We start from the raw sequence: 24,929 nt of genomic DNA, 5'->3' as shown, positions 1-24,929 counted from the left end.
GGGCGACCCGGCCGCGCTACTGGGCGAAGGCGATGGGGGGAGGATCGCCTCTTTCGCCTCAGATTGATCGGCGTAACGATCTGAACGCCTCTCTGAGCTCGGCAGTGAAGACGTAAGGCTGCTCCCACGCCGCGAAATGGCCCCCTCTGTCCACTTCATTCCAATAAATGAGGTTGCGGAAGCTTCTCTCGCCCCAACTCCGTGGTGCGCGGTAGATCTCGGCCGGATACACGGTGACCGCCACAGGGACCTTTGGGATGTCAAACGCGTCAAACGGGCCACCGCCTGCTTGCGAGCTTTCCCAATACGTTCGCGATGATGAAGCTCCCGAGTTGGTAAACCAATAGAAAGAGATGGCATCCAGCATCTCGTTGTGGGTGAAGATCCGTTCTGGCTCTCCGTCGCTATCCGTCCACTCAGAGAACTTGTCGTAAAAGTAAGCTGCCATTGCGACGGGAGAATCGGAGAGGGCATAGCCGATGGTTTGGGGGCTCTGATTCATTATCGCCGCGTAGCCAAAGCCATCGCGATAGAAGTGCAGCAGCCGATCGTAGGCGTTCTTCTCCCGATCCGATAATTCGGCCGGCGCCGGGTCGAAATTGCGGAGATGCCGAAGAATGCCCGGCGGTACAGTACTTGGCATATTAACGTGAATGCCGAGAAGACCTTTCGGAGCCTGAACAGCCAACAACTGCGAGACAATCGCACCCCAATCGCCTCCCTGCGACACGTACTCGGTGTATTCCAGCCGGAGCATCAACTCATGAAACGCGGCAGCCGTCCGCGCCGGAGCCCAACCAGTGGCAGTTGGCTTACCCGAGAAGCCGTACCCCGGCATGGTTGGAAGAACGAGGTGAAAAGCATCTTCGATCCTCCCCCCGTGCGCAGTAGGATTAGTCAGCGGACCGATGACCTTCAAGAGCTCTATAATCGAGCCAGGCCAGCCGTGCGTCATAAGCAGGGGTAGTGCCCCGTCATGCTGTGAGCGAATGTGCGCAAATTGGATATCCACTCCGTCCACGCTGGTGATGAATTGCGGCAACTTGTTCAGTTTTGCCTCCACCCTGCGCCAGTCATAACGGCTGCCCCAATACTCAACGAGGGCCTGAAGCTTCGCCAGTTGGACGCCCTGCGAACGATCATCGACGGTCTCCCGTTCCGGCCACCTTACGGCTTTGATACGCCTGCGAAGATCTGCAAGCGCCCATGTCGGAACGTGGATATTGAACGGACGGATGGATTCTTCGCTAGCAGCTGCCCGCAACACTCTTGGCGCCAGATTGACAGCTCCAACCGCAGCGACCGCAACAACGACATCGCGACGAGTTGGTGATAACGACGTCGCTGACATTAAATCCTCCTGGTTCACGTCTATCCACACAATAATTACAAGGTCTTTATCCAAGGTGCAAAAATCTATAGAACGATGGTATCGGCGATACTTTCGCTGGTTGGATCAAGCGCCAAATACGCGCTGTCACGTCATCCAGAATCGTCAGGTACTGCGTGGTTAGAAAGCGCACCTGCTGGACATCGGCCGAAATCCTCCAATGGCCGTCAAGCCGTTGTCGAACAATCCTCGGGCTGGGTGTGCTTGTCGACGAATTTTGCGTTGTGCTTCACCTGCTCGAACAACGCCGCGCACCGCACTAATTACTACCCTGATACCCACGAACTTCGACGATTCCCACAACACAAACTCGTCCGATGCACCGTGGGCGTTATCCTTCTTGCGCCGGCGTGTACGAGTATGGCAGCACTCAGGCCGGCAGCGGTTTGCCGGTCTGCTCCGCTACAATGTACTCGGCGTACCAATCGGGCCAGCTGTCGTCCCTCTGTCCGCCCCTCCGCTTCTCATGCTCCCCATGGGCTTCTGCCGCGCGTCGGAGCGCAGCTGCAAGCTTGGCTGGCGAGGCAAACGTCGTGTCGCCATCGACGCGTCCCGGGAGTCTTGTGGTGATTTCCTGTAACAGCCACCCATTGCCGTCGGGATCCTTGAACGAAGTAAAGGAGTTGTAGGTTCGCCGCTCAGGATCCCTCCCTTTGATCGTCGGCTGTCCAGGCCCTGTACGATATGACACTTCGCTCGCATCGACCCCGCGAGCCGCGAGTTCGGCGTGCGCCGCTTCGATATCGGAGACGACGAGATAGAGCCCCTGTACGGAACCGGGCACGGCGGACGTGAGGCCGATACCGAAGTGGATCGAACTTGGCGAGCCGGGAGGCGTGAACTGGACAACCCGAAATGCGTCACCGACGGCAATGTCGGCATCGAGCCTCCAACCCAGGTCGCCGTAAAACCGCTTAGCCCGGTCGACATCCGAAACAGGAATGACAACGACCTCAAGCTTCATATCGACCGCCGGCAATTCCTGGCGCTTCTTGACTGCATCGGTGCGCTCTACATCATCGCTCATATCAAGCTCCATCGGTTCGGCGGCAACACTCCCCCCAGTGCCAACACGAGAGCAGAGCAACGCGACCCCATCAATTACCCGATGGTATCGGTGGTTGGCGTTCCACTGTACACAATGACTGGATCGAGCAGCCACCTCGCCACGGCCCTCGCCCGCTCGCTGAGAATCGTCTTGGATCCACGCCTTCAGCGTTCCGGGAGGGGCGCCGACGATCCCCACCGTCGCCAACGCCGCCAGGAACTCGCGCTCTGCAGGCAACAATGATCTCCTTGGCATAAGCTTCGGCCTCATTTGCTCCCGATGGAAAATCAAGGACCTATCTCCGGACACGTGCGCCACCTACTGAATGCAATTATCGTGCAAACCGAAATTGTGGGCCGCTTAAAGTATGGGATCCATGACGCTTTGGTATCAGGTGGAGCATTTGGCATCGCGCCAAGGACTACCTGCACACGGCGGGAAGCCATCGGAGAGCTGAGCAACAAGCCCCGATCGCACCGAATTCCTTCCTTGGCGTCCGACAGACGCACTTCAGGTCAGCATTTCTCGACGAACAATGCCAAAGTATCGGCGATACCATCGAACAATAGATTCGCGACGGTCTACAGGTACACTTCAATTCGTCCCGTTATAGCGTGGTCGGGAGAAGTATCGGTAGTTTATCGTGGCGATTGTCAGCTCGGCGGTTGCTCAGTGAGGAAAAGGAATACGTCATGGACGTTAGAGCTAAATGTCTCGTCACCGCATTTGCACTCTCAGTAATCGGGGGAAGCGCGTTTGCCGGCGCACTTGATGTCATCGACCCGATCAACCAGCTGTCGTTTAGCCATACCAGTTCCATTAAGAGGCAGACCCATACGGATCCGGTTATGAGGAGCAGGTTTAGGGCAGCCCTTGGAACCCTCCCAATGGGCAAGCGCAAGGCGATGATAAGAGAATGTCAGGACGCGGGGATGACCAAACCTTACGCAGAATTCTGTGCTGATCTGAATGCTCTTGGCCAGGGGCATTGAAGCTGTTCCGATCGAACAGGGGATCACCTATCCGTCAGTATTGTTCGAGGTGCCAGGTGATTCGGTCTATCGCTATCGGTTCGGGTGATTGCCGGGTCATGAGGTGTGCATTCTAAGAATCGCAGTCAGGGCGTTACTTTAACGCCAGGTTATTGGCGCTATCTACGATCATCAAATGATGTTCAGATTTATCGACAAACCGTCAATGTTAAATACTATTCGATGATAGGAGATTGTTATGCTTCTATACCGCTTCGCTATCTCGAGGGCAGCAGCAAGCGCCGGTTGTCTTATTCTCACTATTGGCTTCGGCTTGGCGCCAATCGGCGGTGCCCGCGCGGACACGTTGCCCGGACAGGCTGGTGCCCCTTACCAGAGTATGCCGTCGTTGGCGCCGATAGGCGCGCGCGTCGATCAGTACCTTCCGATTCCCAAGGAGGACGTAACCCCCGCCATCGACTGGAAGAAGGGATACCGGAGCCAAAAGCTGGGTCGCGGCCTCTACATGGTCACCGACAACGGGTACCAGTCGATGTTCCTGGTGTATGAAAAAGGTGTGGTTGTGATCGACGCCCCTCCGGGGTACTCGGCTCACATACGCCAGGCAATCGCTGAGGTGACGGATCGGCCTATCACATATCTCGTCTACAGCCATGCGCACGTGGATCATATTGGCGGCGCGAACGACCTCGGCGGCCGTCCAATTATCATCGCCCAGGAAGAAACCTTGAGGCTGCTCGATCGGGCCAAAGATCCCAGGCGCCCCCTACCGAGCGTCACATTCAAGGACCATTACACCTTGAACGTCGGTAGTCAGGTTCTTGAACTGACCTATCCCGGCAGCAGTCCACATGAGCCGGGCAACATCTTCATCTATGCTCCAGAACAGAAGGTCCTGATGGTGGTGGACGTGATCTTTCCTGGCTGGATGCCTTGGCGTCGCTTCGCACTTGCCAAGGACATCCCCGGCTACTTCGACCAAGTGGCCTATATCGATACATTGCCGTTCGAAACGCTTGTTGGGGGTCATGTCAATCGCGTAGGCACGCATTCCGACGTCCGTACTCAGCTCGAATTCATGAATGACCTGAAGGCCGCCGCAGCTGCTGCGCTGAAGTCAACGCCGCCCGGCGAAGAAATGGAAGCAGAAGACACGGCCAACCTCTGGGCTGTCTATGACAATTATATCGACCGCGTCGTCGTGCAATGCGTCAATGCGGTCACGCCCAAGTGGCAGTCCCGACTGGCCGGGTATGACGTGTTCATCTGGGACCAGTGCTACGCGATGGAGCAGAGCCTTCGTATCGATTGAAGGCCTACAATCCGAGGGTTTCAGACTGGGTTGTCCCTCTGGGCGATCTCGTCGAGGGGCGGTGCGGGGGCGTTCAATGGGTTTGCCGGACTAGCAGCCAATACGGCGACTGATCCGCGATCCGGCCACACCGAGCCAACTCGCAAGTTGACTAGCCACATGTTGGAGATTGGATCGTTGAAATGCTCCGAGCTGAAGGCTTTGAAGGACCCGCGCAACCGCCGTTTGAGAGTGATGACCAATCGCAACCAGCGGCATCTCCCGCAATCGGTTCTGTGGCTTCGTCTGCATCAACGCGAGCACCAATAGGTCAGGCTCGGAAGGTAGCTATCGTGGTGGTGGCGACTGTAACGATTTCGCTCTCGGGAGCCTGGGCCTGGCAATGGTATTTTCACGGCCGTTTCGAGGAGACCACGGACAACGCTTATCTGCGCGGCGATATAACGAGCATCGCGCCCAAGCTCTCCGGCTATGTGGTGGAAGTCCCGGTTGGAGACAACGCCAACGTTCGCAAGGGGAGTTTGCTGTTTCGCATCGACGATAGTGACTACCGGGCGAAACTCGACCAAGCCATTGCCACCCTGTCCACGCGACAAGCCGATATCGCAAACATTGGAGCAACGCAGAATCTGCAAGATGCCTTGATAGAACAAGCGGCGGCACAGGAGCGGTCGGTCTCAGCGGATCTGCTGTTTGCAAGAGCCAATCTTGACCGCTACACCGCTCTCCAGAAGAGCGGAACAGCCAGCGAACAAAAACTCCAGGATGCACAGACCGGGTTCACAAAAGCCGAGGCTGCGGATAAAGCCGCGGCGGCCAATACTCTGGCGCAGAGGCTCAAGCTTGGCGTGCTAAGTGCCCAACTCGCCGGCGCCCAAGCAGCGATGGCTCAGGCGAAAGCGTCAGTCAGCCTGGCCAGGATGGATCTTGCCAATACCCTCATACAGTCGCCAATCGACGGTGTCGTAGGCAATCGGCAAGTTCGCGTCGGGCGGTACGTCACTCCCGGCACCCCGGGTATGGACATCGTTCCGGTACAAGATGTGTGGGTCGTGGCCAATTTCAAGGAAACCCAGCTAAATCGAATGGAAATCGGGCAATCAGTTCGGGTGATGATTGACGAGTACCCTGGTGTTCAGATTGATGGTGTCGTTGACAGCTTTGCCCCGGGTAGCGGGGCTGCCTTCAGCGTGCTGCCACCGGACAATGCGACTGGTAACTTCATCCGCGTCGTTCAGCGCGTTCCAGTCAAGATAAGACTTACACACAATCCGTTGCCAGGCCGGCTGCTTCCCGGACTTTCAGCCCGCATTGCTGTCCGGGTGAGCCGAGAGACCGATCCCGCAACCACCTCTTCGAACCCGGTTGGCGAGCTTGCCGGAAATCGGCCTGGTGCGGCGAAATGAGCCGTCAGATCGGACCGCGACACTCAGTGGCGAAGCCCGAAGCGCTGGGCGACGTGTTGGTCTTGATCGGAGTTGTACTGACCGCCGTCATGGATTCGATCGCCAGCACGGCGCTCTCTATCGGGCGCCTGGATATGCTGGGCGACATACATGCCACGAGCGACGAATTCGCGACTTTAGACATCGCATTTCTCGCGGCCAAAATGACCGGCTTCTTGGTCGCGCCGCTGTTTGTTGCAGCGCTGAAGCCTACACCCTGTTTGCGCGCCGGCGCGGTCGCGCTTCTCCTGGCGTCTGCTGCAATGATCACTTCCGCCGATATTGCCTGGATTGACTTCTGCCGCATCGTTCAGGGTCTTGCCGGCGCGACTGTGCTCGTGGCAGGCCAGACGCTGCTGTTCTTGCGTTTCTCAAGCCCTCAGCAACCGGTAGTGCAAGCTGTTTTAGCCCTGGGCTCGGTGATGGCCCCGACGACCGTGACGCCAGCCCTGCAAGGCTGGCTTGTCGACCACCGGTCATGGGACTGGATATTCCTGAGCAACGTGCCGGTGGGCATTGTCGCCCTGGTCATGCTGGCGGCGGACCGGAGGCAAGCGTTCCGCGACAAGATCCGCCTCCCCTATCCCCAGGTCGTGCTGGTTGGAATCGCCGCTGCATCTTTGACGTATGTGTCGCAGCAAGGCAGCAGGTTCAATTGGTTCGATGACGGGCCCATCACTCTTTTCGCCCTGAGCGGCTTGCTGGCGGTCATCCTCCTGCCGCTGTGGGAACTTGGATTTGCATCGGACCGTTCGATCCTCCCCACGTCGCCTTTGGGTGATCCCGACTTTCGCTTCGCATTTGTCGTCAGTCTGGTAGCCGGATTCGCGTTGTCCGGCAGCGCCTTTCTCATCCCGGCCTTTGCCCTAAACGTTCTCAGTTTCACGGCTACGGATGCTGGAACACTCCTTTTGCCGAGTGGAGTAATCTTGGGGTGCACCCTGCTGCTGGCGGGGGTCGGGGTACAGAAAAGCAGAATAAATCCGCTTGCTTTGGCTCCTGTCGGTGTCGTGTGTTTCGCCTCGTCAATGTGGTTCCTGTCGGGTTCGACAAGCGACAGCGGAACTGTGGATCTGGAGTTTCCACTGCTCCTGCGCGGCTTTGGGCTGGGTCTCCTGTTCATCAGCCTGACGCTGTCTGCCTTCATGCGGCTTCCCGTCAAGGCCTTGCCATTCGGGATCGGTCTTTTCGGTCTTGGTAAACAGATTGGTGGTCTGACCGGTACTTCTCTGCTGCAAACTTATCTCGATCGACAACTTACTTATAACAGGACCATCCTGGCGTCCCACTTGGCCGTTGGCGATGTCTCGCTCGAGGAGCGTCTGAAAGCGGTGGCAGGCCAACTTGCGGGCAGGGGCCTCGACAGTGTTGTCTCTGGTAGGGCCGCGCTATCGCTTCTGCGGCAGGCTGTCGACAGGCAGGCGATCGCCATTTCCTTCAATGAGGCCTTCTTCGCGCTTGTGCTGTTGTTCTTGATCGCGGGGCCTTGCCTAGTCGTCTGCAAGAGGGTTCTTGGCCGTCGATCCTCGGGCGAATAAGTTTACCGAGGATCTAGGCTGCTATTGTCGGAAACGCCGGGGAAACATCTGTACTCAACAGATGACGAAACATAGTCGACCTAACTCAGGACTCGTCCTGGGGCGTTCCCATCGCCGCCTGTGCCTCTTGAGCATTGGCTGGGCCTCGGAGAATCTTGGCAGCGAATGCGGCAATAATCGCGCCTACGACCGGTCCCACGACGTAGACCCACCACGTTGACAGATCGCCTCGCGCCAGGTCGGGTCCGAAAGCACGGGCAGGGTTCATCGCTGCTCCTTCGTAGGGGCCCCCCAGGGTCCCCAGCGACATCACGTAGGCACCCACGGCGATAGGGATAAACTGGCCATTGAGCTTCGGGCCGTTTGCCATCGAGATCACCATCAAAACCATGCCAAATGTCAGGATGGCCTCGAAGAACACTGCTTGGATGAGTTGCTCAGGTTGCGGAATCGTGGCCGCGAGATTGCCTTCGATACCGAAGAACGAACGGGCAAGAAGTGATCCCGCCGCCGCGGCAATCAACTGCACAATGACGTAGGCCATGCACATCGGCCAACCCATATCGCCGCGCAAGGCAAACGCAAATGTCATGGCAGGATTGAAGTGCGAACTAATGTCGCCGAGAAAATAGATCGCCGCGACCAGCCACAATGCAGAAATCGCCGACAGGATGAACGCAGCGATGATGGGCTCAACCTTTATCCCGCCGTGCAAAACCAGAATGGCTGCACCGGCTGATAATACGAAAGTCAATCCTGCAGTGCCGATAAACTCTGACAATAGGCGCCTGAACCGATGTCGGGGACTTTTCCAGTTTGCGTTGAAACGAGACTCGCCGATCTGCAGTGCGAGAGCGGCCTCGCCGAAGCCAACAGGATGGGTGCTCATGGATATCCTCCTGGGAATAGCTAGTTGAAGGTGATGACCGCCTTGCCCAGGACGGCAGCAGCGGCCGCCGGCTTGGACGAGCTAACGCTCACCTAGGCGGATGTTGCGACGTACGGTCTCACCATCTTTTCTGGTTTAACCACGCGGTCGAACACTGCTTCGGAAACGAGGCCCAGCTTCAGAGCAGCTGCTTTCAGCGTGAGATCGTTGTCCATCGCATAGTGCGCAATCTTCGAAGCTTTATCATAACCAACGACAGGCGAGAGTGCGGTGACGAGCATCAGCGAATCGCGGACATCCCGGGCAATCTTCTTCGTGTTGGGCTTCGTACCCTCGATCAGGAACCGACGAAAGTTCGTGCAGCTGTCGGTGATGATCGTGATCGAGTGGGTGATGTTGTGGATGATCAGGGGCTTGTAGACGTTCATCTCAAGATATCCGCCGGCCCCGCCGAACCCCACTGCAACATCATTGGCCATCACTTGCACGGCAGCCATGGTTAGCGCTTCGGCCTGGGTGGGATTCACCTTGCCGGGCATAATGGAGGAACCCGGCTCGTTCTCCGGTATTATCAGTTCGGCGAAGCCTGTTCGGGGTCCGCACGACATGAGACGAATGTCGTTGCCAATCTTGTAAAGTGAAGTTGCCAGAGTGCGCATCGTGCCAGAAAACTGTACCAAGGCGTCGTGTGCGCCCTGGACGGCAAACTTGTTGGGCGCGGTTACAAATGGGAGCTGGGTCAGCCTCGCGATTTCGGCCGCGGCTGCTTCTGCGAAACCTGGTGCGGAATTGATCCCGGTGCCAACCGCCGTCCCGCCGAGGGCGAGACGATAGACGCCGCCTAATGAACTCTCGAGCCGATCAAGGTTGTCGGTCAGCATTTCAGCATATCCAGACCATTCCTGGCCCAAAGTCAGCGGCGTTGCATCCTGCATATGAGTACGGCCGATCTTGATGATGTCGTTCCACTCCTCGGACTTGGACCGGATGGCTTCCTCGAGCTGCTTGACCGCCGGAATCAGGCGCCGTTTAGCGTTGGTTGACGTCGCGATGTTCATCGCGGAAGGAAATGAATCGTTTGACGATTGCGCCATATTAACATGGTCGTTTGGATGAACTGGCGTCTTACTCCCAAGGACGGTCCCGGTCAGCTGACAGCACCGGTTGGAAATCACCTCATTAACGTTCATGTTGAACTGAGTACCGCTGCCCGTCATCCACACGTGGAGCGGAAACATGTCCTGATGCTGCCCCGCCAATATCTCGTCACATGCCTGCACAATCAGTCGATGGACTTGAGCATCGAGCCGTCCGCCTGCCTGATTGGCGTTGGCAGCGCCTTTCTTGAGCACCGCATAAGCTGTGATCATTTCCCGCGGAATCAAATCTCTCCCGATGGAAAAATGATCGAGAGACCTCTGCGTCTGAGCCCCCCACAGCTTGCGGGCTGGGACGTTCACCACACCCAGACTGTCGGTCTCCTTGCGCATGCGAGTCACGGTCCGTCCTCTTCACAACCCTTGATATTGCTCGTTGATTCGAGTCTCCGTAGACCGCTACCGATACTTGGCTGTATATTCGTTTAGGTTTCTCTCTACCTTTCCGGGCCGCTGTAGTCCTTCGTTGACGAGTACCTTTAGACGCGCCTGGGCCGCAGGCCGTTGTACGGAAGTGATGAACGCATCCCACCCCGGCTGCATCTCAGAGTCCGGTGGCAGGCTAGCTTGGTTGATCAAGGTCTTAGCGTCAGCGATCGCCTGCCCGTCGAACGACGCAATTCGCGTCGCCAAGGCGTCGATAAAACTGTCCAATTGTGAATCGGGCAGCGCCCGATTCACATAACCGTAGCGCTCGGCTAATTCGCCATCAAAGCCCTCGGCACCGATCAACATCTCGATAGCGCGGCCGCGGCCGACCAGCCGAGGCAGCCGCGCCATAGGGCCGCCCCCAGGGACGAAGCCGGCGCCAACTTCAAACTGCGACACAACCGCTTTCTCTCGACTGGCAAACCGCATATCCGCGGCGAGCGCAAGCTCACTGCCTATACCACTCGCCCGCCCACGAATTGAAACGATCGTCGCAGCCTTCAGCCGACTGATGCGTACCATGACATCAGGCACGGGATGCATACCTGTTGGCCCCGGCTCCATGCCTGTGGAATCCTTGAGGGGACCTAACAGGTCGTAGTGGGCGATGAAATAACCAGGGACCGCGCTGTCAAACACTACTACCTTGACCCTCCCATCAGCTTCGATCTGCCCAACAATTTTTGCAAGCTCGCGGACCTCGGACGGGCCAATGATATTGAGTGGAGGATTATTGAAAGTGACTTCCCAGTAGGCCTCGCTCTTGCGTGTCAGGCGGATCTTTTCGGTCGTTTTGCTCAGTGTCGCTGCAAGCGGCGCGCTAGCAACACTGGGCAACGTTGTTTCCTGTCCGAAAACGTTCGGAGGCCCCTGCAGGAATGCGACAACGGCCAACAATACTGACTTTTTGACCTTGGAATACATCATAGCCAATTTACCTCGCTAAATGTCAAAATCCGCCACATACAACATGATCACATCGCGACACCAAGGGTTCAGTTAAGCCACTTCACGCGCACAACTCACCCGTCACTGCCTCTTATCAGCAACAGAAGCTCTACTGTCCCTTTTATATATAAAATCTACTTCAGACACCACAATAATGTACGAATGTCGGGGCTGAGACGATAGCACCATGGTATCGTCAATACCTTGGGATTGATGGAGCCTCCCACCGCGCGATGGCGTTTGAATCGGTACCCAGTCGCGGAGAAAAGCGACTACTCAGCGGTGGCGAGTCGGGCTGCCATGTTCACCAGCTCGGCCAGCGAGCGGGCCTGCATTTTTCGCATAGCCTGGCCACGATGTGCCTTGACTGTGATTTCGCTGATGCCAAGCTCAAAGCCGACCTGCTTGTTCAAGAGACCAGAGACGACCAGCGTCATAACCTCTTGCTCGCGACGGCTGAGCGATCCGTGGCGATGCCTGAGAGCTTGCAAATCGGCGTCCAGAGCGAGAGCGGTCTTGCTCCTTTGGAGTGCCAGCTTGATTGCACCCAATAGTTCCTCTTCGTCGAATGGTTTGGTTAGAAACTCGACAGCCCCGGCCTTCATCGCCTTGACTGTCATCGGTACGTCCCCGTAGCCGGTTATGAAGATGATGGGCATAGGGGTACGCTCGTTAGCCATCAGACTCTGCAGGTCGAGCCCACTCAGATCCGGTAGATTGACGTCCAAGATGAGGCAGCTCGAAACCAGGGCAACCTGGGGTCGATCGAGGAATTCTTTTGCTGAACCGAACGCCTCCGGCTGCCAACCTGACGAGCAGATTAGCAACTCTAATGATTCACGCACCGAAATGTCGTCGTCTACAATGAACACCACGGATGCTTCGTCCGACATCGCGACACTGCCTAGTTCAGCCGCTACACCCGTGTACATGGCAATTATCCTCCTAAGCCGGCATTAACAATCCATCACTTTCAAGGCTTACAAACCGCCAGATGGAGAGCCTCCTGAAGGGCCCTATCGCTGAACGGCTTAAACAAGCACTCGACCGCACCCTGTTCGATGAGACGAAGCCGCATGGCACTGGTCCGCTGCGCGGTAATGTAGACGATCGGAATCTCTTGCCCGCGACGCGCTAGTTCCTGTTGCAGTTCGGGGCCTGTCATGACGGGCATGGTGACATCGAGAACCAGGCACTTGGCTTCATGAATGCTGTCAGACGCCAGAAACTCCGTTGCCGAAGCGAATGTGTCCACCCTGAAGCCCAACTCCTTGAGCAAATCTGGTAAGGACTCGCGCACAGACGTGTCGTCGTCAACCACTGACACCAGTGCATCCGCAGGCTTCATCTCGCTCCCGCCGATCTTCGAACACCACCGACCGCGGACGCCGTACCAACACTCACATCCTGCAAAGACAATCGCTCCCTGGAGTATTCGGGCACGGAGAACGTGAACGTCACTCCCGGGCCATCATTTGCTGCTGCCCATAGACGCCCGCAGTGACTCTCGATGATGGAACGGCTAACGGACAATCCCATCCCCATGCCTTCATTCTTGGTGGTGTAGAAGGGTTCAAAGAGCCGCTCCGCACCATCTGGGCCGAAACCTGTGCCGGAATCCCGTACAGACAGGCGCACATGGTCATTTCCATCCGCCTCGGTCTTTACTATCAACTGCCTTGGGCGATCATCTACCCCGCTCATGGCGTCCACCGCGTTTCGCATCAGGTTCATGATCACCTGCTGAAGCTGGACACGGTCGCCCGCAACGAGCGGCAGACCCTCAGCCAATTGGGGCTGAAGAACCACGCGACTGCTCTGAACGTCGCCCGACGACAAAGCGATCACCTCCCTTGCCGCCTCGTTCAAATCCACCGACTGAAGGGTAGGTGCTCGCTTGCTGAAGAGGGCGCGTAATCGCGTTATCACATCTGCGGCTAGATTGCCGTCGCGGATGGTTCGGCGGGCGGTTTCGCGTGCGCCGTCAATGTTTGGAGGATCGGCCGCCAACATGCGCAGGCAGGTGCTGGCGTTCGTAATGATCCCCGATAAAGGTTGACTGACTTCATGGGCAATCGAGGCTGTTAATACTCCGAGGCTCGAAACCCTGGTTACATGTGCGAGTTCAGACCGGGCTCTGCCAAGTGCTTGTTCAGCCTGTCGCCGCCCCGTCACGTCCTGCACTGCGGTGAGGCATTCCATGCGATCATCCTGATGGCGAATGACCTTGCCAAACGTGCGTAGAAATTTGACCCTGCTATCCGGCATCCGCAGCCGGATCTCATAGCCGAGATAACTCTGCCCGGCTCGAACCCGAGTCATCTGGGCGGACAGCGACTGGAGGTCATCCGCGTGGATTCGCTCACGGAGCCGTTCAAGCGTCACGGGGGAGTTCGGATCGAGTTCGAAGATATGATAGAGTTCCTCGGAAAAGGCGATCTCGTCAGTGTCCAAGCGCCAGGAGAACGCGCCCGTGGAACTTAAGCGTTGTGCTTCCGAAAGCAACGTTTCGCTCCGCCTGAGCGCTGCCTCGATAAGGGAACGTTCGATTGCAATGCTGGCGATTTGTGTGGCGTGCGCGATGAGATCCTGATGGTGCGGCGAAGGGCTCGCAGGCTTCCGTTGGACGATGCAAAAGGTGGCAAGCACCCGCCCCTCTCTGGAACAAATCGGAGTGCTCCACACCGACCTATATCCGTGCTTCAGAACATGTAGCCGCACAGGCGACGTATACCAACGGGGATCAGATTCCATGTCCACTGCGACCACCTGCGTTTTTTGATAGGCCGCTATGCCACATGGCAACAGGTCGCCGTCGACGGGCATGCCGGCAATCGGCGCGCTGTAGTCGGGAGGCAAGGAAGGAGCCACGGCATATTCGAATGTCGAGCTGCTCCAATTTATCAGGTGGACGTCGCAGAAGCAGTCGGGGGCGGCGTCTTCGACAAAAACGCACAACGCGCTGAGAACATCCCGAAGCAAATTGCCCGACGCGATCATCTTCAGCAAATGCTTCTCGCTGGCGAGAAAAGCTTCCGCCCGTTTCCGACCCTCAATATCGTGACTGATACCGTACCATCGGATCACCCGACCCGCTTTGTCGTGGACCGGCACGCGACGGGCAATGTGCCAGCGATATGTCCCGTCACTCGCACGAACGCGGTACTCATGCTCGAACGTTTCTCCGGTCGCGACACATGCGCGCCATTTGCTCTCTTCGAGCTCGATGTCATCTGGGTGGATTGCGCCCCTACAGCCACCATTCGTCACATCCTCAGCACACAGTCCAGTGAACTCGCGCCCCCGCTTTTTAATAGAAATTCGCGAGCCGTCGGGGTAATAAGCCGCAACCAGCGCCGGTATCCCGTCGATCGTTCGTTGTAGCTCGCCCTCAGCTTCGAGGGCCTTGTCCTCAGCCTGCTTCAGATCATCGATGTCAATGTTCAACCCATACCATTTGACGATGTTGCCCGACTCATCCCGCAACGGGTTAGCGCGGATAAGAAACCATCGATAAGTTCCATCAAATCGGCGCAATCTGGCTTCGGTTTCTCCGGCTTCGCCCGACACTATGATTGTCTGCCATAGGGTGAGCAGCCCATCCTGGTCGTCAGTATGGACCACAGTCGTCCAGCCCCACCCCCTCGCCTGCTCGCCGGAGAGGCCGGTGTACTCTAGATAATGCTGGCTTAGAAACTCAGTGAGGCCGTCTGGGCGAGCTGACCATGCCATCGCAGGAATGGTATCGATGATGAGTTTGAAATCGTGCTGGCTTGTCACGAGGGATTCATCGCTTTTTGCACAGTGCTTCTTCTGTTCTGCCGCGCTCACGCCAAAAACCTCATCGCCGTTGAAGAAAGAACAGCCATGACCCACGTCGCCGAGTTCAGATCCAGCGAAGGGAGCGGATGCGGCAGTTTCTTCATGACCGTTGCCGCCTACCAGAACAGGCCTACGTCCTGACACACCATGCCCCCGGGACAACACTAACGTCTATTATGCGTAGGTGTCGGTTTTGGGACGAGATCGAATGCGCGATGGGAAAAAGGAGTGCAACGCTGCAAGACAATGATCTGCGATCGACGGTTCGTCCATGTCTCTAGTAACGCGACTTTATCGTCCTCCATTCCTGCACGCTCGCGCGCCAGGGATCGAAACCACCGTCAGGCCATCACCTTTTTGCTCCAACTCGGCTAATCCTGGATCGATCTAGACGGACGTGTGTAGCGGCGGTTGTCAAACGTCACTCGGCAATAGGCAGTGACGAGTGGGTGAGTCGAAGTGCAGCATTTTCGTTTTCGTATTCATCCAAACCTCCTGCGGTGACACAGTGAAAACGCAAGGATTTGGGGCGGCTCCGGGCGGTCGCGATGATATCGGCTAGACCTGGTCTGGGGTCAGGATTGGACACGGACTTTGTCATCCAATGGTATTGTCAATACTATCGTATAAATGGATTTTGCGGTTTTCCTGCTATTGTATACTACTTGCTGTTTGCGTTAGCGACTTGACATTTATCAGTCGGAATCAGTGGTGCTATTATGCGATCCGATATTGTTCCCGGCTCTATTTTTCCGAATTATGAACTCTCAGATCACACTGCCGCGCGGCGAACGCTTTCCGAGTTGCAGGGACGGGATCCGTTGGTCCTCGTTCTCGGTAGGGGCGGGTATTGTCCCAAGGACCGCCGGCAGGCTGAAGGGCTAGTCCAGCTTCATCGAGAAATGGACGTGGGTTATTGCCGGCTTGTCACCATTACGACGGACAATCTTCTGGAGACGAGCGAATATCGTACTGGCGTGGGCGCCCATTGGCCTTTTCTCTCGGACCCGCGGCGCGTTGTGCAGAAGGACCTCGACATCGCGGAGTACACGGATCCGACGCACAACCCCATGATCCCTCACGTTATCGTCATGGAGCCGGGTCTTGTCGTCTATAAGGTCTACAATGGGTATTGGTTTTTCGGGCGACCCACGGTGGAGGAACTGCGGCAGGACATGCGAGCGGTGACTATGAAATGCCGGCCGGACTGGGACATCAACAGGCCGGAACTCAGGGCTGCGTGGCAGACTGGTCGTAAGGAGCTTTTCTATCCTTACGGAAAGACGCGCGTTCAAACATTTCGCGAACAGGAATGAATTCGAAAATTTGTGGGTGCGCGCTGTCCGTGCTGGCAAGGTGACGAGCTTTAGTCGCCGTGTGGGGTTTTGGCCTGAGGATGTTAAGAAGATCTAGCATGGAAGACTTGAGATACGAGCGGCTCTGGATCCCCACTGGGGTGCGATCGCTCGCTGTTTTTCGAGCGCGGTCACGCCTATTTCTATCTCGCCTACCGCATCTCGACATGCTGAATGTCTCGAGCTAGATCCCTGAGATCGGACCGGGCATGCCGAGTCGAAAGCTCGAGCCGCTCGAAGGCACTGCGATCATGCGGCTCAATCGCGGTATCGAGCGGTTCAGCGACCTGGCATGAGGACCGGGAAGGCTCGCCCAGGCGTTGCCGATCAATCATTCGCTCGACGGGCTCGATCTTTATAGCGAACGGCCGCTATGGCTCGTACGCGATGACCCACGGATCCGGCGATATCGGGCAGAGCATCAGGAATAAGAGACCGCCCCCTCCTGCTTTGGCCGCCATACAACACTTCAGTGTCACGCGCCGACTAGGATCAGTCATCGCGAAGCTCACGAATGAAGCGCAGGACGATCCCCGCCATTCTCTGCGTCAACGGACTTCGGGAGGGGTGTGTGCGACGAGTAGAGCACGGTCCGAGGGCGACGCCCCCACCATCCTGAACTAGTAGCTAGTGGAGAACAGCGTTGAGCGCATCAAGCAGCGCAGTATCAGTGAACGGTTTTAAGAGACATTCAATTGTCCCGCTCTGACGCAGACGCTGACAGACCCGATCATCTCCATGTGCTGTAATAAAGACGATCGGAATCTGCCGACCTTGGAGAGCCAGCTGGCGTTGGAGCTCGATGCCGGACATACCAGGCATTGCGATGTCAAGGACCAAGCACTTGGCTTGATTGACCCGTTTGGAAGCCAGGAATTCCTCTGCCGAGGAGAATGCTTCGGCTTCATGGCCAAAGATACCGATTAGATCCGGCAGAGACTCGCGAACAGACTCATCGTCGTCAACAACTGCGATGTATGCCCGTGTTATCATCATGTATGTCCAGTACTTTCCGCCAAACTCGACGGGACATTCCTAGAGCTGTTGAATGATGTTTGCGCAATCAGAGAAGGAACTGAGAAGTTGAACGTAGCGCCAAGGCCGTCGTTACGCTCAGCCCAAACACGGCCCTGATGATTCTCGACTATAGTTTTGCTAACGGACAAACCGATGCCCATACCGTCGCTTTTGGTCGTATAGAACGGGCCGAAGAGCTTCTCGACCAGAGCAGGATCGAAACCGCCGCCGGCGTCCTTGACCGAAACCCTAACATGGCCCGTTCGTTCTAGCTCAGTCGAGACGAACAATTCTCTCGGCCGATCCATCACTTCATCCATTGCTTCAGCGCCGTTCAGTATGAAGTTGAGAATTACCTGCTGCAGCTGAACGCGGTCACCTATTACGTGTGGTAGATTTTGGGCAAAATTGACTCGAAGGCTCACATTGCGTTTGTGTAATTCGTTCGATGACAATGCAACTACCTCTTGTGCGGCGGCATTCAGGTCCACGACCTCAGAGGTGGTGATTCTTTTGGTGAAGAGGGCGCGTAGCCGAGAAATTACCTCCGATGCGCGCTGAGCATCTCTGATTGTTCTCTTTGCAGTTTCACGAGCTCCGTCGATGTTCGGCGGTTCGGCAGTCAGCATGCGCAGGGCCGTACCGGCATTCGTCATGATGCCGGCCAAAGGCTGATTTAGCTCGTGGGCAATCGATGCTGTAAGCTGACTCATGGTCATCACGCGCGTTATGTAAGCGAGCGCCGCCTGGGTCTCGCGTAGTTCGTCTTGCGCCTCTTTCCATTCATGCATGTCGACACATACGCCGTACCACTTGAGGATTCGCCCGTCTTCATCACGCAGCGGTAGGCCTGTGGTTAGACACCAGCGAAACGAACGGTCGGCAGCGTGAATGAGGCGCGCTTCCACCTGATAAGGCCTGCCGGTCACGACACTCGTGGACCACGCGCGCGCAGCTTGAGCGAGATCATCCGGATGAACGAGACTTTTCCAACCGTCGCCCGTGATTTTCCCGGCAGTGAATCCGGCATAGTCAAGCAAACGCGTGTTGCAGTAGTCGATCGCCCCGTCAGGTTTGGCGCTCCAGAGCATCTGAGGAATGGTCTCCGTGAGATGACGCAGATTCCATTCGCTGGCGCGCAACCTCTCCTCCGCACGCTTCAATTCCTCGATATCTATCGTAACTCCGAACCATTTGACGGCACCAGTCTCATCACGAAGCGGATTTGCCCGAAACAAAAACCAACGGTATTCCCCGTCGAAACGACGGAAGCGGGCTTGTACTTCACCAGCACGTCCCGAAACTAACAAGTCCTTCCAGACACCGGCGCTTGCCTGACGATCGTCCGGATGAACCACGGCTGACCAGGGCCAATCCTGCATCTGGTCTCGCCCAATTCCGAGATATTCAAGATAGCCACTGTTGAGAAAATCGGTGCTACCATCGGCGCCAGCCGACCAAACATAGACCGGAATCGTATCGATAATTTGTGCGAGGGTTCGCTCGCTTGCTGCAATAGCTGATTCGGCCTCCTTTCGATCATGGATATCGATACAACTACCATACCATCGCAGAATTTGACCGAAGTCGTCATGGAGCGGCAACGCATCGGTCAAAACCCAGCGATAACTGCGGTCGGCAGCATGGAACGTCCGCACTTCGACCTGATAGGGCGTCCCATTCTCAATGGAAGCAAGCCAGACTTTCCTGGCCCGCTCGACATCGTCCGCGTGCAGCATTTTGATCCAACCACCGCCGATGATTTCACCAACCGAGAACCCCGTGTAATCCAACAAGCGCGCATTGCAGTAGTCAATGGATCCATCGGGTGTAGCGCTCCACAGCATCTGAGGGATGGTTTCAGTTAACTGACGAAGATTCCACTCACCAGTACGCAGCGCCTCCTCGGCTTTTTTGCGATCTTCGATGTCGATGTTGACACCAAACCATTTGACGACTCCGCCGGCCTCGTCGTGCAGAGGATTTGTACGAAACAGAAACCAGCGGTACTCGCCGTCGAAGCGCTTGAGCCGAGCCTCCGCTTCGCCTGCCTGACGTGAAGCCAACATCGCATGCCAACTCGCAATCAATCCCTCTAGATCCTCCGGATGAACTGCGTTCACCCAACCGGCCCCAAGCGCCTCGTCGACCGTAAGCCCGACGTAGTCGAGGTAGTGCTGGTTGAAGAACTCGGCCGAGCCATCGATCCGGGCGGACCACGCTAGACCCGGAATCGTGTTTACGAACTGCGCAAGATTACGCTCGTTTGCAGCGATCGCTTGCTCTGCATGGGCAGAGCGTTTCTCTTCGTCGAGTTGCAAAGCCGCCTGCAAGCCGATCGTCGCCTGAGCGGCCGCGACACTCAGGAGAACTGTTTCGGTCTCGCGCGGGAAATCCTCCCGCCGCGAACCTGTCACCAGCAGCCCGAACTCTCCAAGCGCGCCTAGGCGCACAGGCAGGATCGTAAGAACACTGCCGCCAACCGTAAGTCGTTGCGCCCATTCTGTCGCCTCGGCGGTCGTCAAGGGCCCCAGCATCGCCCCGAAATCCTCCGATGTGGCCACGCTTCGCGCCCATTGTGACAGTCGCGTTACTTGCCGTCGCGTATTGTCGTTGGCATCCTTGAAGTGCAAATGGGCGAAGTCGAGGTCCAGCATGCCGAGAACCAAGTCGAGTAGTTGACCGGCCATCAGGGATGGCTCGCGGCCACCCCATGTGCTGGGCAGCGCCATAACGCTACCCAGGTCGCTGAGACAGCGCTGAAGTCGGTTATTCTCGGCGAGGAGAACGTCGATTTGCATCATCAGCTTGCAGTTCGTTGCGAGAGCGCTTTGTCGGCACGGCGTTGAAGCAGTCTTTGAAGAAACTCTTGCGTGGTGGGTACGAAAGAATTTTTCTCGAGGATACCGAACTGACTGATGCCTGGGTCCAAGCCGGTAGTTCTGCGAAACTTCAACTCGTCAATGCGCTGCACTGTGATCGATCCCGTCGCTACCCCATTGGTTAGCATTGTGACGATGGCGACGTCGACCCGCCATCTGAACTACTCGATCGCCGCGGTCGAAGCATTTTATTAATGACATAAAACGCGATATCCTTGGTCCTCACTATTGAAGGAATACATAACGGCACGCGCTCGATCCAGCTGAGCGCCCTCAACCAGCACAGGCTGACCTGACGTGGCCACTTAACTGCCCAGCGCAGGACTTTCGTGTAACGCTGCTCCCTCCCATTCCGAAACTCCATAGCACCTTGGTATCGGTCTGAGTCTTTCTCGCCGGTCGCTGGGCAAAGATTCGCTCGTAAAAGGATACAGAATATCGCGCGTGCACGCTCTTCTTCCGAGACTAGAAAATGGTTCAATCTTGGAAATCGTAATTCGAAAGTCAGGTCCCTTGGATCACTCTTCCTCCCTTCTTCTGGGAGATGATTTCGTTCAGACGCAGCATTTCTGCTGGTACTAGCAAGCGCCCTCGGGGACTGGCTGCCTGCCACGGGAACCTTGCTGTACGCATTGCTCGGCATGCTCCCTGTCGACTTCGTCTACGTGCTTCTCAATGGTGGCAGCGGCGCATTTGCGCCGTGGCCACCCTCGCACAATCGCTCGGAGAGACCCTTCAGCCGGGCGAGGTTGGTACGTCGTTGTCGGGGCGCTCGGAGGCTTGTCTCGCAGTGGCCGGCTGCCGGACGTACGGCTCTGGCGACGCCGAGTGTCGCCCGTGACAATGCCAATCGGGCTACCGGGATGATATTGGGATTATCGTTGTCGGATCACAAAAACCGGGGTTTTCCGACGCACCGATCAGCTGCTGTCGCAGCAAGTAGGGCGGCGTCGGGCTCTCCATTGGCCGCTCGATCGATGAGCACCACAAAGGACAGATCTGGGAGAGCGCATACCGGCCCGGGAGCGAGCGTTCCGTTCGCCATCCCTTACATCTCGGAACAAATCGCGGGCCTGAAACCGTGCATACGGAAAACGCGGCGCCCAGTCCGATGACCAACCGTCCGCTCGTGACGATCATCGATGATGACGTCCTGAAGCAGAGCCGGCCGCTCCGCCTGCGGGGACGGCCGGACTCTGCGCTCACCACGCCCACTTGGGAGGCGTGCAGGTCTGCACTGGCGGGGATCAGGCGCTACGTATCGACCTGAACGCAGCCCGGAGCTCGTTGGCGAAAACCTGCGGCTGTTCCCAGGCCGCGAAATGGCCGCCTTTCGGGAGACGGTTGTAATAGATCAGCTTTGGATAAGCCTTCTCAGTCCAGCTGCGCGGCGCTGTGTAGATCTCGTCCGGGAATGCACTCACCGCAGTGGGGAGCGGCACACCTTTCGGCGCAAAGAAAGCTAGCTTGCTTTCCCAGTAGAGGCGCGCCGAAGAGACCGCAGTGTTGGTGAGCCAGTAGAGCGCGATGTTGTCAACGACGTCTTCCTTGGACAGACCCTCGGACTTTCCGTCGAAGACTCGGGCGATCAGGTCGTAGCTGCGTGCATCGTGGTCGAGCATCCAGGCCGCGAGCCCGATGGGTGAATCCGCCAGCGCGTACAGCGTCTGCGGTCGGTTTGCCATCTCTTGGGCGTAGGCCAACCCATGCTTCCAAAAGAAGTCGAGTTGATCCCAGGCATAACGTTCGTCGGTCGATAGACCGGAGGGCGCAGGGCCGCCCGCCGCGAGCGCACTCGAGACCTCATCCGGCAACGTGGCCGGCATGTTCGTATGAATGCCGATCAGACCCGGCGGACTCTGCAGCGCCATCTGCTCGGTGACGGCATTTCCCCAATCGCCGCCCTGCGCCACGTATCGCGTGTACCCTAACCGCGTCATCAGTTCGCCCCAGGCTCGCGCGATCCGGATTGGATCCCAGCCAGCTGCCGTCGGCTTCCCTGAGAAGCCGTGTCCCGGCAGCGAGGGGATGACAAGGTCAAAGGCGTCTGCAGCGCCGCCCCCATGGGCCGTCGGATCGGTCAAGGGACCGATGATCTTCAACTGCTCGATGATCGAGCCCGGCCATCCATGGGTGACGATGGCCGGTAGCGCGTTCGCATGCTTCGAGCGAATGTGGATGAAATGGATATCCAGCCCGTCGATCTCGGTAACGAACTGCGGCAAGCCGTTCAGGTACGCCTCGCATTTGCGCCAGTCGTATTCGGTCTGCCAATAATGCGCGAGCGCCTTCATCGTCGCGAGCCTAACACCTTGGGCGGTGTCATTCACCGTCTCGCGCTCAGGCCACCGCGTAGCTTTGAGGCGGTGCTTGAGGTCGACGAGATCAGCGTCCTCAACGTGGACGCGGAACGGGCGAATGGTCTCAGACCCGCCACTCTTCATTGCTCCCGCGACACCCGGCAAGGTAATCATCGCAATAGCCCCTGCGGCGGATGCCGCGAGAACTTCCCGGCGGGTGGACATTGAAGATAATGATGACATCTGTACCTCCTCATAACTTGACTAAAGCTGCTCGCCTCGAGACAGCACGAATCAATGAGGCCAGTAAGTACCGGTCACTTCTATTGAACGTTGGTATCGCCGATACCTTGGTATGCTCCAAGTGCATCTCGCGACAACGCCGAGGCTCCGCCACTCGAGCTCAGGGCTGTTGCGGAGGCGCTTGCGGCAGACAGCGCGAAGGATTGGGCATTTCATCGTCGGCACAAAGGTATCGGCGATACTTGGGTCCAATTGATTTAGCGGGGCAGCGCGGGTCTCATACCCGCGAATCGATAATGGCCAGCGACTTCGATTTTCCGAAATGGATTCGGAATGAGAAAACGAAATCAGAGCCGCGGCGCTGATTCGTCCTGCCGTCCGCATTGACTGAGGCGCAAGATGTCACCGACACAGCAACGCCAGAGAGCCGTTAGCCATGGACCGCCGGCCCAATGGCCGCCGTAAGATCCACAGTATGTTGGCCGGGGCGGATTGAAACAGGCGACCCTAGCTATCAGCTCCGCCCGCCTGGCCAAGGGCTGGAGGCAGGAATGTCGGAGGCGATCTCAAATGCATCGGGAAGGGAGAAGAAGATGGCTGAATATCATACCAAACCGAACGGACCGGATCTGGTCAACGGCATCGCTTTATCTGACCTTCCCGATGGCGGAAAGCTCGTCGGTCATTCTGGCGGTGAACAGGTGTTGTTGGTACGCCGCGGGACTGAAGTTTTCGCCATCGGGGCGACATGCACCCACTACGGCGGGCCACTCGTTGATGGTCTTTTGGTTGAGAGCACGGTTCGGTGCCCATGGCATCACGCGTGCTTCGATTTGCGCACGGGCGAAGCATTGCGCGCGCCTGCCTTAAAACCACTCGCTTGCTGGTCGGTGGAGCTGCGCGATGATCGGATATTCGTGAGAGAAAAGCGAAAACGGACGGAACCAAAGCAGCGCGTAGGAGGGTCCAGCCATCCTCCCGGGAAGATCGTCATTGTCGGCGGCGGCGCGGCAGGCTTCGCAGCAGCCGAAAAACTGCGGCGCGAAAACTATCAAGGCAGCATCGTCATGCTCAGCAACGACGACGCGCCGCCGGTTGATCGGCCTATTCTTTCCAAAGACTATTTGGCTGGCAATGCGCCGGAGGATTGGGTTCCGCTTCGCCGGGAAAGCTTCTACGCAAAGAACGATATCGATCTGCGTCTCAATGCGGACGTCGCCAGCATCGATGCACGTTCCCATGAGGTTGTACTCGCGGACGGGACCCGGACACCCTACGACAGGCTACTGCTTGCGACCGGAGCCGAGCCGGTTCGCTTGGACATACCCGGCGCCGACCAGCCACACGTTCACACGCTGCGCTCGTTCGCGGATTGCAAGGCCATCATCGAGCACGCCTCGACCGCGCGCCGCGCCATCGTGCTCGGCGCCAGTTTCATTGGACTGGAAGTGGCCGCGGCCCTGCGCTCGCGTGGTATCGAAATTCACGTCGTGGCGCCGGATAAACGTCCTATGGAGCGGGTTCTTGGTTCGCAAATGGGCGACTTCATCCGCGCCCTCCACGAGGAGAACGGTGTCGTATTCCATCTCGAGGACATCGCGAGCAGCATCGATGGCAAGAAGCTGACTCTCAGGAGCGGAAATATGCTTGAGGCGGATTTCGTTGTCGCCGGTATCGGGGTGCGACCGCGGGTTAGGCTGGCCGAAAAGGCTGGACTCAACATAGATCGCGGTGTCGCAGTCAATGCCCTTCTGGAGACGAGCGCGCCTGGGATCTTCGCGGCAGGCGACATTGCGCGGTGGCCCGATCCAAATAGTGGCGAAAAGATTCGTGTCGAGCATTGGGTGGTTGCAGAGAGACAAGGGCAAACTGCAGCACTCAATATGCTCGGCCACAGCGAGAAATTCGTCGCACTGCCGTTCTTTTGGAGCCAGCATTACAACATACCGATCAACTACGTTGGTCATGCCGAGCGATGGGACGAGATCAAGGTTGATGGAGACATTGGTGCAAAAGACTGCCTGCTGCGCTTCAAGCGCGCAGGGCTTACGCTGGCCGTTGCTTCGATCTTCCGTGACATCGAGAGCTTGGAAGCTGAGGTGGAAATGGAGCGGCAAACAAGTGTTGGTAAGTCGTAGGGCTTGGGGACGAGCCACAGCGCT

The 24,929-nt window shown here is 57.3% G+C and carries 17 protein-coding genes; 6 read left to right on the top strand and 11 right to left on the bottom strand.

All coding sequences use genetic code 11. The annotated features are described in order from the left end of the window. Nucleotides 1-58: 58 nt before the first annotated feature. Nucleotides 59-1,351: an epoxide hydrolase gene (locus X751_RS154660; RefSeq protein WP_023734865.1), complete on the bottom strand. Its 1,293-nt coding sequence runs from the start codon at nt 1,349-1,351 to the stop codon at nt 59-61. 409 nt (nt 1,352-1,760) lie between these two features. Then, nucleotides 1,761-2,417 carry a VOC family protein gene (locus tag X751_RS0133020; RefSeq protein ID WP_050590574.1) on the bottom strand — a complete coding sequence of 219 codons (657 nt, stop codon included), beginning with the start codon at nt 2,415-2,417 and terminating at the stop codon, nt 1,761-1,763. Nucleotides 2,418-3,130: 713 nt separating this feature from the next. On the opposite strand from X751_RS0133020, the gene X751_RS154665 reads away from it, so the two are divergent. From X751_RS154665 to X751_RS154680, 4 genes are all read left to right on the top strand, one after another. Then, nucleotides 3,131-3,430 carry a hypothetical protein gene (locus X751_RS154665; protein WP_023734867.1) on the top strand — a complete coding sequence of 100 codons (300 nt, stop codon included), beginning with the start codon at nt 3,131-3,133 and terminating at the stop codon, nt 3,428-3,430. Nucleotides 3,431-3,668: 238 nt separating this feature from the next. Beyond that, entirely contained in the window at nt 3,669-4,742 is a 1,074-nt protein-coding gene (locus X751_RS154670) for an MBL fold metallo-hydrolase (protein ID WP_023734868.1), read from the top strand. A gap of 332 nt (nt 4,743-5,074) precedes the next feature. Beyond that, nucleotides 5,075-6,148: an HlyD family secretion protein gene (locus tag X751_RS154675; protein ID WP_023734869.1), complete on the top strand. Its 1,074-nt coding sequence runs from the start codon at nt 5,075-5,077 to the stop codon at nt 6,146-6,148. Beyond that, nucleotides 6,145-7,725, top strand: coding sequence for an MFS transporter (locus tag X751_RS154680; protein ID WP_023734870.1), 1,581 nt, complete (start codon nt 6,145-6,147; stop codon nt 7,723-7,725). Before X751_RS154675 ends, X751_RS154680 begins: the two co-directional genes overlap by 4 nt. 85 nt (nt 7,726-7,810) lie before the next feature. Here the strand turns inward: X751_RS154680 and X751_RS154685 are convergent, their stop codons facing one another. The 6 genes from X751_RS154685 to X751_RS154705 form a co-directional block, all read right to left on the bottom strand. After that, a complete protein-coding gene (locus X751_RS154685) occupies nt 7,811-8,614 on the bottom strand; it encodes an MIP/aquaporin family protein (protein ID WP_023734871.1) in 804 nt (267 codons plus the stop codon). A 92-nt stretch (nt 8,615-8,706) separates the two neighbouring features. Continuing rightward, nucleotides 8,707-10,104, bottom strand: coding sequence for a class II fumarate hydratase (fumC, locus tag X751_RS154690; protein WP_031199887.1), 1,398 nt, complete (start codon nt 10,102-10,104; stop codon nt 8,707-8,709). 66 nt (nt 10,105-10,170) lie between these two features. Continuing rightward, nucleotides 10,171-11,127 (bottom strand): enoyl-CoA hydratase/isomerase family protein, encoded by a 957-nt coding sequence (locus X751_RS01000000163655; protein WP_023744391.1) that lies wholly within the window; start codon nt 11,125-11,127, stop codon nt 10,171-10,173. A gap of 293 nt (nt 11,128-11,420) precedes the next feature. After that, nucleotides 11,421-12,080, bottom strand: a complete 660-nt coding sequence (locus X751_RS154695) for a response regulator (RefSeq protein ID WP_023734874.1) — start codon at nt 12,078-12,080, stop codon at nt 11,421-11,423. A gap of 41 nt (nt 12,081-12,121) precedes the next feature. Then, nucleotides 12,122-12,496 (bottom strand): response regulator, encoded by a 375-nt coding sequence (locus X751_RS154700; RefSeq protein ID WP_023734875.1) that lies wholly within the window; start codon nt 12,494-12,496, stop codon nt 12,122-12,124. Next, nucleotides 12,493-15,114 carry a PAS domain-containing protein gene (locus X751_RS154705; protein ID WP_155923331.1) on the bottom strand — a complete coding sequence of 874 codons (2,622 nt, stop codon included), beginning with the start codon at nt 15,112-15,114 and terminating at the stop codon, nt 12,493-12,495. Before X751_RS154705 ends, X751_RS154700 begins: the two co-directional genes overlap by 4 nt. A gap of 575 nt (nt 15,115-15,689) precedes the next feature. Between X751_RS154705 and X751_RS154710 the strand changes: the two genes are divergently transcribed. Further along, complete coding sequence (locus X751_RS154710) at nt 15,690-16,286, top strand: redoxin domain-containing protein (RefSeq protein WP_023734878.1); 597 nt, start codon at nt 15,690-15,692, stop codon at nt 16,284-16,286. A gap of 666 nt (nt 16,287-16,952) precedes the next feature. Here X751_RS154710 and X751_RS154715 read toward each other — a convergent pair. The 3 genes from X751_RS154715 to X751_RS154720 form a co-directional block, all read right to left on the bottom strand. Further along, nucleotides 16,953-17,321 carry a response regulator gene (locus X751_RS154715; protein WP_031199892.1) on the bottom strand — a complete coding sequence of 123 codons (369 nt, stop codon included), beginning with the start codon at nt 17,319-17,321 and terminating at the stop codon, nt 16,953-16,955. Beyond that, on the bottom strand, nt 17,318-20,146 hold the full coding sequence (locus X751_RS0133010; RefSeq protein ID WP_050592352.1) for a PAS domain-containing protein: 2,829 nt from the start codon (nt 20,144-20,146) through the stop codon (nt 17,318-17,320). Before X751_RS0133010 ends, X751_RS154715 begins: the two co-directional genes overlap by 4 nt. 1,325 nt (nt 20,147-21,471) lie before the next feature. After that, nucleotides 21,472-22,767 carry an epoxide hydrolase family protein gene (locus tag X751_RS154720; protein ID WP_023734883.1) on the bottom strand — a complete coding sequence of 432 codons (1,296 nt, stop codon included), beginning with the start codon at nt 22,765-22,767 and terminating at the stop codon, nt 21,472-21,474. Between the two features lie 593 nt (nt 22,768-23,360). Here X751_RS154720 and X751_RS154725 point away from each other — a divergent pair. Then, the gene (locus X751_RS154725) at nt 23,361-24,905 is read left to right on the top strand and encodes an FAD-dependent oxidoreductase (protein ID WP_023734884.1); all 1,545 of its coding nucleotides are present in this window, start codon (nt 23,361-23,363) and stop codon (nt 24,903-24,905) included. Nucleotides 24,906-24,929 lie beyond the last annotated feature (24 nt).

Origin of the sequence: Mesorhizobium sp. LNJC394B00, from assembly GCF_000502555.1 — a bacterium.
Taxonomy (GTDB): domain Bacteria; phylum Pseudomonadota; class Alphaproteobacteria; order Rhizobiales; family Rhizobiaceae; genus Mesorhizobium.
This window is presented reverse-complemented; position numbering and strand designations above follow the sequence as displayed.

Bases quoted from the DNA above. Each gene is read 5' to 3' on its own strand.
- X751_RS154720 (WP_023734883.1), bottom strand. From the start codon at position 22,767: ATGTCATCATTATCTTCAATGTCCACCCGCCGGGAAGTTCTCGCGGCA.
- X751_RS154710 (WP_023734878.1), top strand. From the start codon at position 15,690: ATGCGATCCGATATTGTTCCCGGCTCTATTTTTCCGAATTATGAACTC.
- X751_RS154670 (WP_023734868.1), top strand. From the start codon at position 3,669: ATGCTTCTATACCGCTTCGCTATCTCGAGGGCAGCAGCAAGCGCCGGT.
- X751_RS154700 (WP_023734875.1), bottom strand. From the start codon at position 12,496: ATGAAGCCTGCGGATGCACTGGTGTCAGTGGTTGACGACGACACGTCT.
- X751_RS01000000163655 (WP_023744391.1), bottom strand. From the start codon at position 11,127: ATGATGTATTCCAAGGTCAAAAAGTCAGTATTGTTGGCCGTTGTCGCA.
- X751_RS154715 (WP_031199892.1), bottom strand. From the start codon at position 17,321: ATGATGATAACACGGGCATACATCGCAGTTGTTGACGACGATGAGTCT.
- X751_RS154665 (WP_023734867.1), top strand. From the start codon at position 3,131: ATGGACGTTAGAGCTAAATGTCTCGTCACCGCATTTGCACTCTCAGTA.
- X751_RS154695 (WP_023734874.1), bottom strand. From the start codon at position 12,080: ATGTACACGGGTGTAGCGGCTGAACTAGGCAGTGTCGCGATGTCGGAC.
- X751_RS0133010 (WP_050592352.1), bottom strand. From the start codon at position 20,146: ATGATGCAAATCGACGTTCTCCTCGCCGAGAATAACCGACTTCAGCGC.
- fumC (WP_031199887.1), bottom strand. From the start codon at position 10,104: ATGCGCAAGGAGACCGACAGTCTGGGTGTGGTGAACGTCCCAGCCCGC.
- X751_RS154680 (WP_023734870.1), top strand. From the start codon at position 6,145: ATGAGCCGTCAGATCGGACCGCGACACTCAGTGGCGAAGCCCGAAGCG.
- X751_RS154725 (WP_023734884.1), top strand. From the start codon at position 23,361: ATGGCTGAATATCATACCAAACCGAACGGACCGGATCTGGTCAACGGC.
- X751_RS0133020 (WP_050590574.1), bottom strand. From the start codon at position 2,417: ATGAGCGATGATGTAGAGCGCACCGATGCAGTCAAGAAGCGCCAGGAA.
- X751_RS154660 (WP_023734865.1), bottom strand. From the start codon at position 1,351: ATGTCAGCGACGTCGTTATCACCAACTCGTCGCGATGTCGTTGTTGCG.
- X751_RS154685 (WP_023734871.1), bottom strand. From the start codon at position 8,614: ATGAGCACCCATCCTGTTGGCTTCGGCGAGGCCGCTCTCGCACTGCAG.